This is a genomic window from Sphingomonas sp. Leaf22 (assembly GCF_001421715.1).
Taxonomy (GTDB): Bacteria; Pseudomonadota; Alphaproteobacteria; order Sphingomonadales; family Sphingomonadaceae; genus Sphingomonas.
This window is the reverse complement of the sequence record NZ_LMKP01000002.1, coordinates 82,104-99,190: the sequence shown is the minus strand read 5'-3', so window position 1 is coordinate 99,190 and position 17,087 is coordinate 82,104. Positions and strand designations below refer to the sequence as shown.

The following is a 17,087-nucleotide window of genomic DNA, read 5'->3' as shown; positions in this document are numbered from 1 at the left end:
CCGGTTGCGGACGGGCGGCATGTAACATCAGAACCGGAACGATGCCCCGGCAAGGAAGCGCCGGCCATAGCTCTGATAATCGATCACCGCGAGATCGTACGACGGATCGACGGTCGCGAAGCGTTCGTCGGTCAGATTCTGGCCCTGCACGAACAGCGACAGCCCTTCGAGCGTCGTTCCCTTCGGGAATTCATACCCGACCTGCGCATCGATGATCGTCTCGTCCAAGGCACGGCGACGCTGGCGATTGCCGCCGAAGCCCGACAGTTCGCCGACGAAGGTCGAGCGGTACCGTGCCGACCCCCGCGCGCTGAACCCCCATTTTTCGAAATAGGCGGTGCCGTTGACCACCCATTTCGAATAGCCGGGAATATTTTCCGGCGGCGAGTTGGGATCGGGTTTGATCTGGGTCTTGGTCCACGAACCGCCCCCCGTCACGCCGAACCCGTCGAGGAACGATACGAACGTGCTGAGCGGCAGCGTGGCGGCCAGTTCGACGCCGTAGATGTTGCCGCCCTCACCGTTGATCGGCCGATCGACGCGACCGAGGGTCGGAGTGCCTGCGGGCGTGCCGGTCGGCGTCGGGAACGCGAAATAGTCGAACGGCAGCGTCTGGTTGTACACGTACGACTTCAGGTCCTTGTAGAAGCCCTGTGCCGCGATGTAGCCCGCACGCCCGAAATATTTCTCCAGCGTCAGATCGAACGAGTTCGACCGGATCGGCCGCAGCGACGGATTGCCGCCGCCGCCGGTGATCAGCCCTTCCTGCGGATTGTAGCCGAAGCCCAAGGCGACGCGCATGTCGTCGAGCCGCGGCCGCTGTACCTGCCGAGCGGCACCCGCACGGATCACCCAGTCGCCCGGCATCCGCAGCGACAGGTTCAGGCTGGGCATCAGGTCCCAGTAATCCGCACCGCGCGTCGTCGGCGACAGCACCTGATTGGCGGCGATCAGCCCCGACGACTTCTGCTCGGTCGCCACGGCCTGCACCCCGACGTTGCCGGTCAGGACCGATCCGCCGATTTCCTGATCGATGTCCGCCTGGACGTACATCGTCATCAGGTCTTCTTCGATACGAAACGCCTTTGCCGGCACGTCCGGGCTGGTGTTGGCGTTCAGCTGATAGACGCCGCCTGCCAACAGGTCGCGTGGATCGTAGCTCAACATCGGTCCGAGACCCAGATAGCTGAGGCTGGTCGGTTCCTGAATATACTGGTCGGGAATACGCAGCGAGCGCAGGCCGCCGCTCAACGCCAACAGGCTTTCGCGCGGATCGAGCGACTTGTCGCGATCGGTATAGTTCAGCCCGGCCTTCACCGCACCGAAGAAGCCGTCTAGCTCCTTCTCGACCTCGAACCGGTATTGCGCGATCCGGTCCTGCACCTTGCGGTCGTTGAAATAGCCGGCCTGCAGGTTCGTATTGCCCCACCCCAGCGGATCGGTCAGCAGAATCAGGTTCGGATCGGAATAGTTCAGCGTCGGGCTGAACCGCGTGCCGGTCTTGCCGCTGGTAAAGCCGATCGTGTCCTTTGCGCCGACATTCTGGCCATAGCCGGTGCCGGCATAGCTTTCGAGGATGATCTCCTCACGATCGGTGCGCGAATAGCTGGCATCAAGCGTAGCGTTCCAGCCATCGTCGCCGCGCCATGCCATGTTGTAACCGAACGCGTACAGCTTCGCCTTGCGCTCGAACGCGTCGTTGCGAACGACGCCCTCGACATTGCCGAACGTGCCGGCGGTGACGAAGCCGTCGCTATTGGCGGTCGTGCCGGTCAGCTTGACGCCCTGCGGCTGGGTCGGATCGTTGAAGGATTGCCCATATCCGAGCGGCAGTTCGATACCGCGCTTCAACTGATCGTCGTTGAAGTCCGAATAGAAGCCGTCGACGGTAACGGTCAGATTGTCGACCGGCTTGTATTGCAGCGTGCCCGACAGCCCGAGCCGCTTCAGACGCGTCGACGTGACATAGGATTTCGACCCACCGATGACGCCCTGCCCGTTGAAACCGGCATAGCCCCAGGCGTTGAATTCCTGAATCTGGTACGGTTCGTCGAGATAGTTGGCCGACAGGGCGATGCCGATCGTGTCGTCGGCGAACTGGTCGACATAGGTGCCGCTGACCCGATAGCCCTTGTCGCGCGACCCGGCGTTCAGCTTGCCGAGGTCGGCATAGGTGCCGCGTGCCCCGATCGAGATCGCCTGACGACCATATTCGAGCGGACGGACGGTGCGCAGGTCGACGGTACCCGACAGGCCCTGTCCGACAAGGTTCGCCTGACCGGTCTTGTAGACCAGGACCTGGCTCATGATTTCGGCGGGATACTGGTCGTACTCGACGGCGCGATTGTCGCCGGTCGACGTCTGTTCGCGACCGTTAAGCAACGTCGTCGAGAAATCGGGTGCGAAGCCGCGGATCGAGATCGAGTTCGAACGACCCGACACGCGCTGCGACGTCAGACCCGGCAGGCGGGCGATCGATTCGGCGATCGATGCGTCGGGCAGCTTGCCGATATCCTCGGCGCTGATCGATTCGACGACCTGATCGCGGTTCTTCTTTTCCGCGACGGCATTTTCGAGGCTGGCGCGGAAACCGGTGACGACGATATCCTCGTCCGCGGTCGCCGCGGGCTCGGTCGGATCGGTGCCGTCGGTTTGAACCGCGGTCGGCTCCGCTGCGGTCGTCGCCTGTGCGAACGCGCTGCCGGTTCCGGCCAGTACGCCTGCCGCGATCAATGCCGTGATACTCGCGCCGCGCGCCAGCCGGGCGCACGTCAGCGCCTGCGATGAATACCGCATATCCCAATCCTCCCCAACGTTATTCGATTCCCCGGTTCTTTCGCCCGGTTCGTCCATACCCTTCTATTGAAACCTTCGGAGACGCTTGAGAAGCGGACAGCATACGTATTCAGTCGACGCTTGCCGGTGGCGGGTCGTCCCCGCTACACCGGTACTTCCTCTCGATCGATCGGGCCGACCACCGGCCGCAAAGGACCAGTCATGGCGGCGGGCGACAAGCCGACCTCGTTCGATATCGCGGCGCTGGCCGGCGTATCGCAGCCGACCGTCAGCCGTGCCTTGCGCGGCGACCGGACGGTCAGCGCCGCGACGCGGCTGCGGATCGAGGCGATCGCCGCGCAACTGAACTACAAGGTCGACAAGAACGCGTCGGCGCTGCGGCGCGGCAGTACGTCGACGCTCGCGCTGCTGTTCTTCGAAGACCCCGCGCCCGACGGATCGCGGATCAACCCGTTCTTCCTGTCGATGCTGGGGTCGATCCTGCACACCTGCGGCGCGCGCGGCTATGACCTGCTCACCTCGTTCCAGCATTTGTCGGCCGACTGGCACGTCGATTACGAGGACAGCCGCAAGGCGGACGGGCTGATCCTGCTCGGCTATGGCGATTTCGACGATTATTCGCGACGGCTCGACCAGTTGGTGGCGCAGGGGACGCATTTCGTGCGCTGGGGATCGGCCGATCCGGCGCATCCCGGCACCGTCATCGGCTGCGACAATTTCGCGGGCGGGCATGATGCGGGCCGCCATCTGATCGAGCGCGGACGGCGGCGGATCGCGTTCCTCGGCGATGCGTCGAGCCGGTATCCCGAATCGCGTGACCGTTTTCGCGGCCTTGCCGCAACGTTGCAGGACGCCGGACTGCCCATCGATCCGGGGTTGCAAGTCGACGCCTTGTCGAGCGAAGCGTCTGGCTATGACGCTGCCAGCCGGCTGATCGGGCGGGGCATAGCGTTCGACGCGATCTTTGCCGCGTCGGACATGATCGCGCTGGGCGCGGTCCGCGCGCTGGCGGAATCGGGGCGGAGCGTTCCGGACGATGTCGCCCTGGTCGGCTTCGACGATATCCCCGCTGCGTCGCTGGCCCAGCCACCGCTGACCACCATCCGGCAGGATTATGCCCGCGCCGGCGAATTACTGGTCGATATGCTCATCCGGCAGATCGACCGGCGGGCGACGGCACCCACCCTGTTGCCGCCCGAGTTGGTCGTTCGAAAATCGACCTGAGCCCCTTGCGGTTCATGATATGAAGTAACATTTACGTCGGCATGCAACGTTCGACCTTTCTCGACAGCGCCGCGATCGGTGCGTCTCTGCTCTGCCTGATCCATTGCATCGGCCTGCCCATCCTGTTCGCGCTGTTGCCCGCGCTGGCGACGATCGGCCTGCCGTCGTCGGAATGGCTGCATCTGGCGCTGCTGCTGACCGCGATTCCGATCAGCGGACTCGCACTGGTCGGCGGATGGCGGGCACATGGCGCGGTGGTCCCGCTCCTACTGGGCGGGGTGGGACTTGCCGGGCTTGCCGCCGGATTGGCGTTCGGCAGCATGCCCGGTGCGGAAACCGGGCTGACCGTCGCCGGCAGCCTCGCGCTCGCCATGGCGCATATCGGCAACTGGCGACGGCTGCGCACCGCCTGACCGGATCAGATACCGACCGTAATCTCCGGCCCGGCGACGCCCGGCACATCGACCTCGAAGCGGAACAGATTGCCCGCCAGCGGCTGCGCCGCCGCCTGATCGGCATCATGATGTTTGTTGGCCGTCGTGGCGAAGACCGTCTTGCGATCGGGTCCCCCGAACGCGACCTTCGTGACCGCGTCGACCGGCAGCCGGATCGTTTCCAGCAACTCGCCTTTGGGCGAATACCGGCGGATACCCCAGCCGCCGTACAGGCTGATCCACACGCAACCCTCGGCATCGACCGCCGGCCCGTCGGGATGCCCTTCGGCATTCGGGATCGTCACGAACAGTCGCCGGTCGGTCAGCGATCCGTCTGCGGCGACGGTACAGGCATAGACATGCCCGCCCAGCGTATCGACGTGATACAGCGTCCTGCCATCGGGGCTGACCGCCGGTCCGTTGGTGATCGCGACCTGCGGGCTGGACGCGATGGCGGTCCCGTCGGCGGCAAGGCGGTAGATCGCACCGGTCGCGGCGCGCTCGCCATCGTCCATCGTCCCGAACCACAGTTGACCGTTCGGCGCGACCGTCGCGTCGTTCAGCCGGTTGCCCGGCAGATTGGGTTCCGGATCGACCAGCAGCGCGAATGCGCCGGTCGTCGGATCGAAGCGGTGCAATCCGCTTTGCAGCCCGGCGATGAACTTGCCATCGGCGGAGGGCAGCACGAAACCGCACTGGCCCGGTGCCGCCCAGCTACGCCGCTCGCCGCTGGCCGGATCATAGCGGTGGATGCGCGGCGTCTTGATACAGACGAACCACAGCGCATGGTCGCGGTCGACCCAGTTCGGCCCTTCCAGCAACGGGGCCGACAGATCCCATACGCTGACCGGTTCGGATTTCTGTACCTTCGTCATCTTACCGCCACCCTGCATCCACGAAGAAGCTGTGCCCGGTTACCAGCCGTGCATCGTCGGAGGCAAGGAACAGGATCATCGCCGCGATATCGCCCGCGACCAGCCGCCCGTTCAGGCACTGCGCCTTCACGATCTCGGCCTCGCCCTCGGGGGTGTACCATTTCAGCTGGCGCGGGGTGCGGACATTGCCCGGAATGACGCAGACCGAACGAATGCCATCGCCGCCCAGTTCGCGCGCGAAGCTGCGGGTCAGCCCCTCGATCGCGGCCTTGGCAGTCTGGTAGAGCGTCAGTTCCTCCAGCGCGAGATGCCAGCTGATCGACCCCATGTTGACGATCACGCCCTTGCCCCTGGCCTTCATGCCCGGGATCACCGCCTGTGCGGCGAAGAACAGGTGGCGCAGGTTCACGCCCATCCGGTTGTCCCAATAGGCTTCGTCGACCTGCTCGATCGTGTGGCGATCGTCGCTGGCAGCGTTGTTCACCAGCACGTCGAATTCGCCGCCCTCGGCAATCGCATCGGCGATCGCCGTTTTGAGCGCGGCGAGATCGGTCAGGTCGACCCGCTTGAACTTCGGAGTCGGGCCGACGCCCGCCAGTTCCTCGATCAGCTTCAGCGAATCGCCTTCGGCAATGTCGAAGAAGGTGACATGCGCGCCCTGCCGCACGAACCCTTCGACCACGCCCGCACCGATCCCCGACCCGCCGCCGGTGATAAGCACGCGCTTGTTGCCAAGCGAGGGAAACGAGGCGCGGGCTTCGGGCGCGATCGGGTAAGCGAAATCGTCAGGCGACATGGGAGTTTCCAGCAAAGAGGTATCAGGCGGCGATCAGGCCGCGGCGCGCAAGGTTGCGCATCAGGTCGCGGATGCCGAACGCCCATGGGTCGGCGGCCTTGGAGGTGGTGACGGTGTTCGCCAGTTCGCCCAGCGACGGCGTCGAGATGCGCACGACGTCGCCCGGCTTGTGGGTGAAGCCGCGGCCCGGTTCGTCACGATCCTGCACCGGCGCGAACAACGTGCCGAGGTACAGGACGAAACCGTCGGGATATTGATGTTCGGACAAGGCCTGTCGCACCAGATCCTCGGGGTCGCGGCTGATCTCGCGCATCGTGCTGGTGCCGGTCAGGACATAGCCTTCGGGACCGTCGATGCGCAGGTCGACCACCGCGTCGCGCACCGTGTCCATCGTGAAGTCACCGTCGAACAGACGGATGAACGGCCCGATCCCAGTCGAGGCGTTATTGTCCTTCGCCTTGCCGAGCAGCAGCGCCGAGCGCCCTTCGAAATCACGCAGGTTGACGTCGTTGCCGAGCGTCGCGCCGACGATCGTGCCATCACTGGTGGCGACGACGACGATTTCCGGCTCGGGGTTGTTCCACGACGAATCCGAACGGATGCCGACATCCCCGCCCCAGCCGATCGTCGACAGCACAGGAGCCTTGGTGAACACCTCGGCATCGGGACCGATCGCGACCTCGAGATATTGCGACCACATGCCAGCGTCGATCAGCGCGGCCTTCAGTTCGGCGGCTTCGGAAGAACCCGGCTTCACCGAACGAATGCCGCCGCCGATACGCGTTTCCAGATCGCCGCGAATGCCCTGCGCCGCATCGGCGTCGCCGCGCGCGCGTTCCTCGATCACCCGTTCGAGCGCCGAGACGGCAAAGGTCACGCCCGCCGCCTTCACGCATTGCAGGTCGATCGGCGACAGGATCGGCGGATGCTCGCCCGCCGGATCGGCCAGCGCCGCCGTGTCGCACACCACCGGACCGTCCAGCGACGCGATATCGCTGCGTTCCAACAGGTCGGCGACCGTCGCGGCATGGGCCGACACGTCGATGACCTTACCGCCCTTCACGACGACCGGCGTCGGGCCATCGGCCAGCTCCATCCGCCCGACCAGCAGCGCCCGATCATGATCCACCGGCAGCATCCGCGCGGCATGTTCGTTCTTCATGTCCGTTTCCTCAGTGATTGTGGCGCGGCGTCGTTTCCGACGTCCGGCGATATTTCAAGGCAAGGTCGAGCACGCCGCCGTCACCAAGCTGGCCGACCTTCTCGCGGTAGATTTCTTCCCATGGCGTCTGGCTGGCCGGAACCGGGGGGATGCCCTCGCCCTTGCGCCGCGCGATCTCTTCGTCGGCCACCAGCATGTTACAACGACCATGGTTCAGGTCGATGCGGATGGTATCGCCGGTACGCAGCCACGCAAGGCCGCCGCCGACCGCGCTTTCGGGTGAGGCGTTCAAGATCGACGGGCTGTCCGACGTCCCCGATTGCCGCCCGTCGCCGATGGTCGGCAGGCTCTGGATACCGCGTTGCAGGAGTGCGGCGGGCGGTTGCATGTTGGTAACCTCGGCCGACCCCGGCCAGCCGATCACGCCCGCGCCGCGGATGACGAGGATGCAGTGCTCGTCGATATCGAGCACGGGATCGTCGATGCGGTGGTGGTAATCGTCCGACCCGTCGAACACGATCGCCCGCCCCTCGAAACAGCCTTCGTTGCCCGGTTGCGACAGATAGCGCGCGCGAAAATCGGGGCTGATGACGCTGGTCTTCATGATCGCCACGTCGAACAGATTGCCCGACAGCACGAGGAAGCCGGCCTGCTCCTTCAGCGGCTGATCATAGGGTCGGATCACCTCGCGATCGGTGGCGAAGCGGTTCGCGACATTCTCGCCCAGCGTCCTGCCGGTAACCGTCGCGACATCGCCGTCGACCTTGCCGACCGCGATCAGTTCGGACAGCACCGCCGGCACGCCCCCTGCGCGGTGGAAGCGTTCGCCGAGGAAGCGTCCGGCCGGCTGCACATCGACCAGCAGCGGCAGGTCATAGCCATAGTCCATCCAGTCGGACGGCTTCAGCTCGATATCGGCATGGCGCGCCATCGCATGCAAATGCGGGTGCGCGTTCGACGATCCGCCGATCGCGGTGATGAGCGCGATCGCGTTCAGGAACGACTGGCGCGTCAGAATTTTGGAGGGGCGCAGGTCGTCATAGGCCATCTCGACGATACGGCGGCCGGTTTCATAGGCGATCTGCCCGCGTTCTCGATACGGTGCCGGGATCGCCGCACAGCCGGGCAGCGACATGCCCAGCCCTTCGGCAATGGCGTTCATCGTCGATGCGGTGCCCATGGTGTTGCAATGGCCCGCCGACGGTGCCGACGCGGTGGCGGCCTCCAGAAACTCTTCCTCGGTGATCTCACCCGCCGCCAGCTTGCGGCGCGACCGCCAGATGACGGTCCCCGACCCGACCAGATCGCCGTCGTGCCACCCGTCGAGCATCGGCCCGCCCGACAGCACGATCGCCGGAATATCGACCGTGGACGCCGCCATGATTGCCGAAGGCGTGGTCTTGTCGCACCCGGTGGTGAGCACCACCGCGTCGATCGGATAACCGTTCAGCACCTCGACCAGCCCGAGATAGGCGAGGTTGCGGTCGATCGCCGCGGTCGGGCGGCGGCAATTCTCGAAAATCGGATGCGTCGGAAATTCCATCGGAATGCCGCCGGCCGCCTCGATCCCCGCCTTCACCCGCTTGACGGTTTCGAGGTGAATGCGGTTGCACGGCGTTAGGTCCGACCCCGACTGGGCGATGCCGATGATCGGCCGGCCGCCGGTCAATTCCTTCGGCGTGATGCCATAGTTCATGAACCGCTCGAGATAGAGCGCGGCCATGTCGAGCCGGCCGGGTGCGGCGAACCATTCGCGCGATCGGAACGGACGGACGGGAGTGCGGGTCATCGGTTCTTCCTGATGCCCCTTCTGCACGAATACGGAAGGGGCGAGTTACGGTCGGGAAAAGGCCGGGCTCAGCCCCGCATTTCTTCCAGTTCCTTGCCGTTCGTTTCCTGGATGAAGCGCAGGACGAGGAAGAAACTGATCGCGGCGAAGGTAGCGTAGAAGCCGTAGGTGATGGTGAGGCCCAGCCCGGCCGCCATCACCGGGAAGGTCCAGGTGATGACGAAGTTCGCGAACCACTGCGCGAACCCGCATACCGCCAGCGCCGACCCACGGATCTGGTTCGGGAACATCTCACCCAGCATGACCCACATGATCGGGCCCCAGCTGACGTTGAAGAAGACGACGTACAGATTGGCGGCGATCAGCGCGGTGGTTCCGAGGCCTGCCGACAATTGCAGCTTGCCCGCCGCGTCCAGCGTACCATTGTGGAAGCAGTAGACGAGCGCGAACAGCGTGACCGCCATGCCCGCCGATCCGATCAGCAGCAGCGGCTTGCGGCCGATCTTGTCGACCAGCCCGACGGTGACGAAACATGCCGCGATCGAGACGAGACCCGACACGATGTTGATCTGCAGCGACTGATCCTCGGTAAAGCCCGCAAGCTGCCACAGCGTCGCGCCGTAATAGAAGATCACGTTGATGCCGACGAGCTGCTGGAACACCGCCAGCAACAGTCCGGCCCACACGATCGGACGGATGCCGCCGCGTGCCGGGTCCTTGATATCGGACAGGCGCGGACGATGGTCCTTGTCGAAACTCGCGGCGATTTCACCCAGCTTGTGCTGCGCGGCGGCCGGACCGAACAGGCGGGTCAACACGATGCGCGCTTCGTCCAACCGGCCCTTCTGCACCAGAAAGCGCGGGCTTTCGGGGATGAAGGTCAGTGCGACGAGGAACACGGCGGCAGGAATAGCCTGCATCCAGTACATCCAGCGCCATGCCTCGTATCCGCCCCACCACATGGCGGTCGACGAACCGGCGGCACCGGCCAGATAATAGTTCACGACGAACGCGGCGGTCAGGCCGGTGATGATCATGATCTGCTGGATGGTGGTCATCCGCCCGCGGATATTGGCGGGTGCGACTTCGGAGATATAGGCCGGGGACAGCACCGATGCCGCACCCACCGCCATGCCGCCCATGAAACGGGCGACGATGAAGATGATCTGGAGATGGCTGAAACCCTGGATGATCGCGCCGACCAGGAACAGGATCGCGGCCAGCATCATCACCTTGCGCCGGCCCATGGTGTCGGCCAGCTTGCCGGCAAGGAACGCACCGACGAAACAACCGACCAGCAACGATCCGACGGTCAGGCCAAGACCGTTTTCGGTCAAGTTGAACGCAGTCTTCAACCCCTCCTGCGTGCCGTTCACCGCACCGCTGTCATATCCGAACAACAGCCCCCCGATCGTCGCCACTGCAACGATCGCGATGACGAGCGCGATGTTCACGCGCTCCCCCGTCGCCTCTACCATCCCCATCCACTCCATTTTTTCGCCGCCGTTCGAAACGGCGTGTTAGCGGTAACGGTGGCGAATAATTAAGACAAATGCAAGCGTCCGCGACAAAGGCCCCGTGCCTTTTACGCCAGCGGAAGCAGCTACATCGTTCCCGGACGCCCGGCCACTGACGGCACCGGCCCCGACGACTCGCGTACGATCAATTCATGGTCGAGCACGCGGTCCTCACCAACAACGGCGGCCTGTCCCATGCGACGATCGCGCAGTTGCCCCAACAGCATCTCGACCGCCGCCTCCGCCATCGCCGCGATCGGCTGGCGAATCGTCGTTATTTCGGGCCATGTCGTCGTCGCCAGCGACGTATCGTCGAACCCGACAATGCTCAGATCGTCGGGAACATGCAGCCCGCGCCGATGGGCGACGCTGATCGCTGCCGCGGCCATGTCGTCGTTACAGGCAAAGATGGCGGTCGGCCGGTCGGTGCGATCGATCAGCCGCTCACCGGCGTCGATCCCCGACCGGAAGGTGAAATACCCCTGCTCGACCGGCATGTCGGCCAGATCGAGTCCCGCCGACTCGATCGCGGCGGCGAATCCCCGCCACCGCTCGGCGCTCGATCCGTTGTTGGGATCGCCGCGCACGAAACCGATGCGGCGATGACCGAGGTCGATCAGATGCTGAGTCATCGCCTGTGCCGCCGCACAGTCGTCGATCCGCACCGACGACCGCCCCGATTGCGCCACGCCGACGGCGACCGCGACCGACGGCGTACCCGCCGCATCGAGTTCGTCGCGCACCGGCACCGAATCCGACAAGGGCGGCGGCAGGATGACCCCCTGCACCGCCGTCGACGCGAAGCGCCGCGCGCCCTCGGCCTGTGCTTCGGCGCTGTCGCCGTCACAGGGTTCGAGGACCAGGTGACAGCCGACCTTGCGCGCGCCCTCCAGCGCCCCGATCAGAAAATTGGACAGATAGGCGAGCGACGGGTTGGCATAGAGCAATCCGATCTGCGCTGCCTCGCCCGCGGCGAGACTACGCGCGGCGCTGTTCGGCCAGTAGTTCAACTGCTCGATCGCAGCCAACACCGTTTCGCGCGTCGACGGACGAACATTCACGCCGCCATTCACCACGCGTGAAACCGTCATCGCCGATACGCCCGCCGACCGCGCGACATCCTGCACGGTCACGCTGCCACCGCTACGACGACTTGGCTTTTCCATGGGTAAAAACGGCTCCCTTGGTGCAAAGCTTATGGTGCCGAACGAACGAATGCAATTGGGACGATCGGTTGACGAATTTCTCAACGCAAGATAGCTGATAGCGCTACCAAATAGCGGCGGCGGTTTTACCGGATGCCGAATGCCCTGGGAGAGAGATTGTGACCCTTCGCGCCAAGCCCGTACGCCTTGCGCTTGCCTGTCTGCTGGCGACCGCCGCGACCGGTACCCTCGTCGCGCAGACCCGCCCCAACCGTCCTCCATCGGCCGAGCGGATGCTGTACAAGGATGCGTCGCAACCGGTCGCTGCCCGCGCCGAGGACCTGCTGCGCCGCATGACGCTGGAGGAAAAGGTCGCCCAGATGATCGGCGTTTGGGAAAAAAAGGGTGATATCCAGGACGCGAAGGGCAATTTCTCGGCGGCCAAGGCATCGCGTGTTTTTCCCAACGGCCTCGGCCAGATTACCCGCCCCTCCGACAAGCGCGGCGTGACCGCCAGCAACAATGCGGCCGGCGTCGCCGCCGACGCGGTCAACCGCACCGCACAGGAGACCGCCGACTATATCAACGCCGCGCAACGCTGGGCGGTCGAGAACACCCGGCTCGGCATCCCGATGATCATGCATGAGGAAGCATTGCACGGCTATGTCGCGCGCGGGGCGACCAGCTTTCCACAGTCGATCGCGCTGGCATCGTCGTGGGACCCGGCGCTGGTCGAGCGCGTGTTCGGCGTCGCCGCCCGCGAAATGCGTGCCCGCGGTGCTAACCTCGCGCTTGCGCCCGTCGTCGACGTCGCCCGCGACCCGCGTTGGGGCCGGATCGAGGAAACCTATGGCGAGGACCCGGTTCTGGTCGGCGAAATGGGCCTTGCCGCGATCCGCGGGTTTCAGGGCACGACCCTGCCGCTCGCGCCGACGAAGGTCATGGTCACGTTGAAGCACATGACCGGCCATGGTCAGCCAGAAAACGGGACCAATGTCGGCCCCGCCAACATCTCCGAACGGACGCTGCGCGAGAATTTTTTCCCGCCGTTCGAACGTGCGGTCAAGGAGCTGCCGGTGCAGGCGGTGATGGCGTCGTATAACGAGATCGACGGCATCCCCAGCCACGCCAACAAATGGCTGCTGGACGACGTGCTGCGCCGCGAATGGGGGTATAAGGGGTCGGTGGTCAGCGATTATTTCGCGATCAAGGAGCTGAATACCCGCCACCATCTTTACGGCAGCGACATGGCCGCCGCCGGTCGCCGCGCACTGGATGCGGGCGTCGACATGGAGTTGCCCGATGCCGAGGGCTGGTCGACGCTCGCGCAGATGGTCAAGTCGGGGCAGGTCCCACAGGAACAGGTCGACAATGCCGTTCGCCGCATCCTGACCATGAAGTTCCAGATGGGCCTGTTCGAAAACCCCTATGCCGATGCCCGCACCGCCGAGGCCAAGACCGCGACGCCCGACGCGATCGCGCTGGCCCGAGAAGCCGCCGTCCGATCGATGGTCCTGCTGAAGAACCGGAACAACCTGCTGCCGCTCGACCCGGCCAAGGTCGGCAGGATGCTGGTCGTCGGCACCCATGCCCGCGACACCCCGATCGGCGGCTATTCGGACGTGCCGAAACACGTCGTCAGCGTGCTGGAGGGCATGCAGCAAGCCGCACAGGGCCGCTTCTCGGTCGATTACGCCGAGGGCGTTCGTCTGACCCGCAGCCGTCAATGGGCTGCCGACAAGGTCGACCTCGTCCCGGCGGCCGAGAATGCCCCCCTGATCGAGGAAGCGGTGCGCAAGGCGGCGCAAGCCGACACCATCCTGCTGGTACTGGGCCAGAACGAACAATTGAGTCGTGAGGCATGGGCCGACGCGCATCTCGGCGACCGGCAGAATCTAGACCTGATCGGCGAACAGAACGAACTGGCCCGCCGTCTGTTCGCGACCGGCAAGCCGGTGGTGGTCGTGCTGCTGAACGGCGGCCCGCTCGCCGCGACCTATCTGGAGGCGAATGCCCCCGCGATCGTCGAGGGCTGGTATCTGGGTCAGGAAACCGGCAACGCCGTCGCCGATGTCGTGCTCGGTCGCGCCAATCCGGGCGGCAAGCTGCCGGTGTCGGTCCCGCGCAGCGAAGGGCAGTTGCCGATCTTCTACAACCACAAGCCGACCGCGCGGCGCGGGTATCTGTTCGACACCACCGCCCCGCTCTACCCGTTCGGCTATGGCCTGTCCTATACCAGCTTCGACGTCGGTGCGCCGCGCCTCGCCAAGGCGACGATCGGCCGCGACGACACGGTACGCGTGTCGGTCGACGTCGCCAACACCGGCCGCCGCGCCGGGGACGAGGTCGTCCAGCTCTACGTCCGCGACGACGAAGCGACCGTTACCCGCCCGGTGCTCGAACTGAAGCACTTTCAGCGCGTGACGTTGCAGCCGGGCGAAAAGCGGACGGTGACGTTCGATCTGAAGCCGTCGGACTTCGCCTTCTGGAATGTCGCGATGCACCGCGTCGTCGAGCCGGGCACGTTCACCATCAGCGCCGGCAACAGCTCGACGGCACTGAAGACGACGACCCTTACGGTTCGCTGAGCACCGCCTGCGCCGTTGCCTGCGTTATCCCGGGAATTTTTCGGGTGACGCGAGTAACGGTGACGTGGTGACCCGATAATGTGTGCAGTACCGCAGCGTAGACGCCGCTCAGGTCGAGGCTTGCATGCCGAAACCCTCTAACTCCGAGCGAAATTCGATCGAAATATCTTTCGCCACGCTTGAGCGCCGGTTGTGAATGGCTCGGGAACACAACCTTGAGAGCCGTTTGGAACCGCTCTGGTCACCCCTCGAAGGCTTCGCGTCAGCCCTATGCTCAAGCTGTGCTCGCTGCGCTACCGCGTGAGCGCTACAGGCTTTGGGTAGAATAAGAAAACGCCGTCGGCGTCAGCCGGCGGCGCTTTTTGTTCAGCATAGCCCGTCGACGCAAACTACGTCGACCAAGCGTCATACGCCCTAGAAAGTAGCCTTACGGGTCACCGGGCGGTGAGTTGCTGCGTACCGGAACGGTCGAGCATTCGAAGTCCGCGGCGGGCTACGTCATGCGCGCGCGCCACCTGATCCGACTGCATCAGCAAGGACGCGTCCTCGCCGGCCAGCACGCGAGCATATAACGCGCGGGCTGCGTCAGGACGATCCGTCATGGCGTACACCGCCGCCAAGTTCAGCAAAACCTGAGGTTCACGGCTGCCGGCGCGGGTGTCGCGTTCGAGGGCGCGTTCGGCCTGTGGTAGTTTGCCGGCCTCTATTGCCGCGTGCGCGTATTGCGCATCCTGGGCGTTCGCGCTGGCGGCGAAACCCATAGCCGCCAGCGCCGGGGCAAGCAGTACGAGCGTTCCGATTCGCATGACATCATCTCCTGTTTGTTACATCGTGATGACATCAATGTTTCACTTTTACGACGGCTCCGCAAGCCGGGCACGAAAAAAGGGGCGGCCGAAGCCGCCCCTTTGCGAGACAGTGGCGCGCGCGATCAGAAGTCGGCGCGGTACTGTTCGTTACCGACGAAGCCTAGCTTCGTCACGTTCGCCCGCTTGATGATCGCGAGCACCCCGTCGACCACTTCGTACCGCGCCGTCGCGTCCGGCTGGAAATGGAGTTCGGGCTGCGGGGTCATCGCCACCGTCTGATCGAGAAACTGCGTCAGCGTGACTTCATCGACCGGCGTGCCGTTCCAGAAGGTCTGGCCCTGCGCATTGATCGCGATCTTGTTCTTGACCGGGTCGATATTCTGCTGCGGCCGATTGTCCGGCTGCGGCAGATCGACCTTCACCGCGTGGCTCTGGATCGGGATGGTGATGATGAACATGATCAGGAGCACGAGCAGCACGTCGATCAACGGCGTGGTGTTCATGTCCATCATGGGTTCGTCGTCTGAGCGACCGCCACTGCTCATTGCCATGTCAGGCTACTCCTATTGACGCGCACGCGGCGTGGTATTGGGGTCCGGCTCCGAAATGAACCCGACCTTGGTGAAGCCCGCCGACTGCATCGTGTAGATCGTACCGCCGATGCAGCGATACGGGGTGTTCACGTCGCCACGGATGTGCACTTCGGGCAGTTCCAGCTTCGGATTGCCGATCCCGCCCTGACGGGCGATTTCGTCTTCCAGCTTCTTGACCGCGCGGGTGCGCAGCTCGTCGGCGTTGACCCGGGTCAGGCCCCAGTACACCGCACATTCGTTGCCGAGGCCCTGTACCGAAAGCGAAACGTTTTCGGGCTTCGTCGTCGTCGGTTCGAACACGACCTTCGGGACCTTCAAACCGCTCACCTGCTGCACCACGACCGGAACCGCGATCAGGAAGATGATCAGCAGCACGAGCATGACGTCCACGAGCGGCGTGGTATTGATGTCCGAGAGGGGGGCTTCTTCGCCGCCGCCGCCAACACTCATCGCCATGAGGCTATCCTATCCACTTTTACTCAATCGAACCGGCGGGATCGGTCACGACCCCGCCGGTGTCAGCGTCCAATCAGACGCGCGGTGCGGTCGGCACGCCACCGGCCTGGCCGGCGGTGGTGCTGCCGACTGCCGGCTTGGCGACAGGCGCCGGGCCGCGAGCGGCAATGGCCGGACGAACCGCACCGTTCGACGCGAGGAAGCCCAGCACGTCGTTCGAGAAGGACGACAGATCCTTCTGGATCGACTTGTTGCGGCTCTGCAGCCAGTTGTAGGCGAGCACGGCAGGAACCGCGACGACCAGACCGATGGCGGTCATGATGAGCGCTTCACCGACCGGACCGGCGACGTCGCCGATGGCGGCCTGACCGGCGGCACCGATCTTCACCAGCGCGCGGTAGATGCCGACGACGGTACCGAACAGACCGACGAACGGCGAGGTCGCGCCGACGGTGGCGAGGAACGGCAGGCCGCTGTTCAGCTTCGAGTTGATCGACGCTTCCGAACGGGCGAGCGAACCGTGCAGCCAGTCATGTGCCTCGACCGGATCGGTCAGCTTGCCATGCTGTTCCTGCGCGGAGAGGCCGTCGTCGACGATCTGGCGATAGGCTGAGTTCTTGTCGAGCTTCGCGGCGCCTTCACGCAGCGAATTCGACTGCCAGAACGACGCCTGAACGCGCTTCGCCTGGTTCATGATCTTCTGCTGTTCGAACAGCTTGGTGAAGAGAATGTAGAACGAACCGACCGACATGATGACGAGGATGACCAGCGTGCTGATCGCGATCGCGCCGCCCTGCTGCAGTGCTTCGTAGAAGCCGAAGTTCGGAGCCCCGGCGGGTGCGCCGGCAGCAAGAATCGGAGTGAGCATCGAATAGTTTCCTTAGAGCTGATATGTTCTTGAAG

General features: G+C 64.6%; 14 protein-coding genes. 3 read left to right on the top strand and 11 right to left on the bottom strand.

Features of this window, described 5'->3' with window-relative positions:
- Positions 1-27 precede the first annotated feature (27 nt).
- Entirely contained in the window at positions 28-2,796 is a 2,769-nt protein-coding gene (locus ASE70_RS02405; RefSeq protein WP_082450551.1) for a TonB-dependent receptor, read from the bottom strand.
- A gap of 201 nt (positions 2,797-2,997) precedes the next feature.
- Here ASE70_RS02405 and ASE70_RS02400 point away from each other — a divergent pair, with 201 nt between their 5' ends.
- A complete protein-coding gene (locus ASE70_RS02400) occupies positions 2,998-4,020 on the top strand; it encodes a LacI family DNA-binding transcriptional regulator (protein ID WP_056501061.1) in 1,023 nt (340 codons plus the stop codon).
- A gap of 41 nt (positions 4,021-4,061) precedes the next feature.
- Entirely contained in the window at positions 4,062-4,433 is a 372-nt protein-coding gene (locus ASE70_RS02395) for a MerC domain-containing protein (RefSeq protein ID WP_056501057.1), read from the top strand.
- Between the two features lie 5 nt (positions 4,434-4,438).
- Here the strand turns inward: ASE70_RS02395 and ASE70_RS02390 are convergent, their stop codons facing one another.
- The 6 genes from ASE70_RS02390 to ASE70_RS02365 all read right to left on the bottom strand — a co-directional run bounded on the left by ASE70_RS02390 (position 4,439) and on the right by ASE70_RS02365 (position 11,759).
- Positions 4,439-5,329 carry an SMP-30/gluconolactonase/LRE family protein gene (locus ASE70_RS02390; RefSeq protein ID WP_056400831.1) on the bottom strand — a complete coding sequence of 297 codons (891 nt, stop codon included), beginning with the start codon at positions 5,327-5,329 and terminating at the stop codon, positions 4,439-4,441.
- A gap of 1 nt (position 5,330) precedes the next feature.
- The gene (locus ASE70_RS02385; protein WP_056400466.1) at positions 5,331-6,125 is read right to left on the bottom strand and encodes an SDR family NAD(P)-dependent oxidoreductase; all 795 of its coding nucleotides are present in this window, start codon (positions 6,123-6,125) and stop codon (positions 5,331-5,333) included.
- Positions 6,126-6,147: 22 nt separating this feature from the next.
- On the bottom strand, positions 6,148-7,287 hold the full coding sequence (locus tag ASE70_RS02380) for a fumarylacetoacetate hydrolase family protein (protein WP_056501054.1): 1,140 nt from the start codon (positions 7,285-7,287) through the stop codon (positions 6,148-6,150).
- Between the two features lie 10 nt (positions 7,288-7,297).
- Positions 7,298-9,076, bottom strand: a complete 1,779-nt coding sequence (locus tag ASE70_RS02375; protein WP_056501158.1) for an IlvD/Edd family dehydratase — start codon at positions 9,074-9,076, stop codon at positions 7,298-7,300.
- Between the two features lie 68 nt (positions 9,077-9,144).
- Positions 9,145-10,554: a sugar porter family MFS transporter gene (locus ASE70_RS02370; RefSeq protein WP_056501052.1), complete on the bottom strand. Its 1,410-nt coding sequence runs from the start codon at positions 10,552-10,554 to the stop codon at positions 9,145-9,147.
- A 125-nt stretch (positions 10,555-10,679) separates the two neighbouring features.
- Positions 10,680-11,759, bottom strand: a complete 1,080-nt coding sequence (locus ASE70_RS02365) for a LacI family DNA-binding transcriptional regulator (RefSeq protein WP_056501049.1) — start codon at positions 11,757-11,759, stop codon at positions 10,680-10,682.
- A gap of 272 nt (positions 11,760-12,031) precedes the next feature.
- On the opposite strand from ASE70_RS02365, the gene ASE70_RS02360 reads away from it, so the two are divergent.
- The gene (locus ASE70_RS02360) at positions 12,032-14,326 is read left to right on the top strand and encodes a glycoside hydrolase family 3 N-terminal domain-containing protein (RefSeq protein WP_082438996.1); all 2,295 of its coding nucleotides are present in this window, start codon (positions 12,032-12,034) and stop codon (positions 14,324-14,326) included.
- Positions 14,327-14,760: 434 nt separating this feature from the next.
- On the opposite strand, the gene ASE70_RS02355 is transcribed toward ASE70_RS02360, so the two are convergent.
- The 4 genes from ASE70_RS02355 to ASE70_RS02340 all read right to left on the bottom strand — a co-directional run bounded on the left by ASE70_RS02355 (position 14,761) and on the right by ASE70_RS02340 (position 17,052).
- On the bottom strand, positions 14,761-15,132 hold the full coding sequence (locus ASE70_RS02355; RefSeq protein ID WP_056501044.1) for a hypothetical protein: 372 nt from the start codon (positions 15,130-15,132) through the stop codon (positions 14,761-14,763).
- Positions 15,133-15,257: 125 nt separating this feature from the next.
- Complete coding sequence (locus ASE70_RS02350) at positions 15,258-15,686, bottom strand: ExbD/TolR family protein (protein ID WP_056501041.1); 429 nt, start codon at positions 15,684-15,686, stop codon at positions 15,258-15,260.
- A 12-nt stretch (positions 15,687-15,698) separates the two neighbouring features.
- Complete coding sequence (locus tag ASE70_RS02345) at positions 15,699-16,184, bottom strand: ExbD/TolR family protein (protein ID WP_056501038.1); 486 nt, start codon at positions 16,182-16,184, stop codon at positions 15,699-15,701.
- Between the two features lie 73 nt (positions 16,185-16,257).
- The gene (locus tag ASE70_RS02340) at positions 16,258-17,052 is read right to left on the bottom strand and encodes a MotA/TolQ/ExbB proton channel family protein (protein ID WP_056501034.1); all 795 of its coding nucleotides are present in this window, start codon (positions 17,050-17,052) and stop codon (positions 16,258-16,260) included.
- Positions 17,053-17,087: the final 35 nt, after the last annotated feature.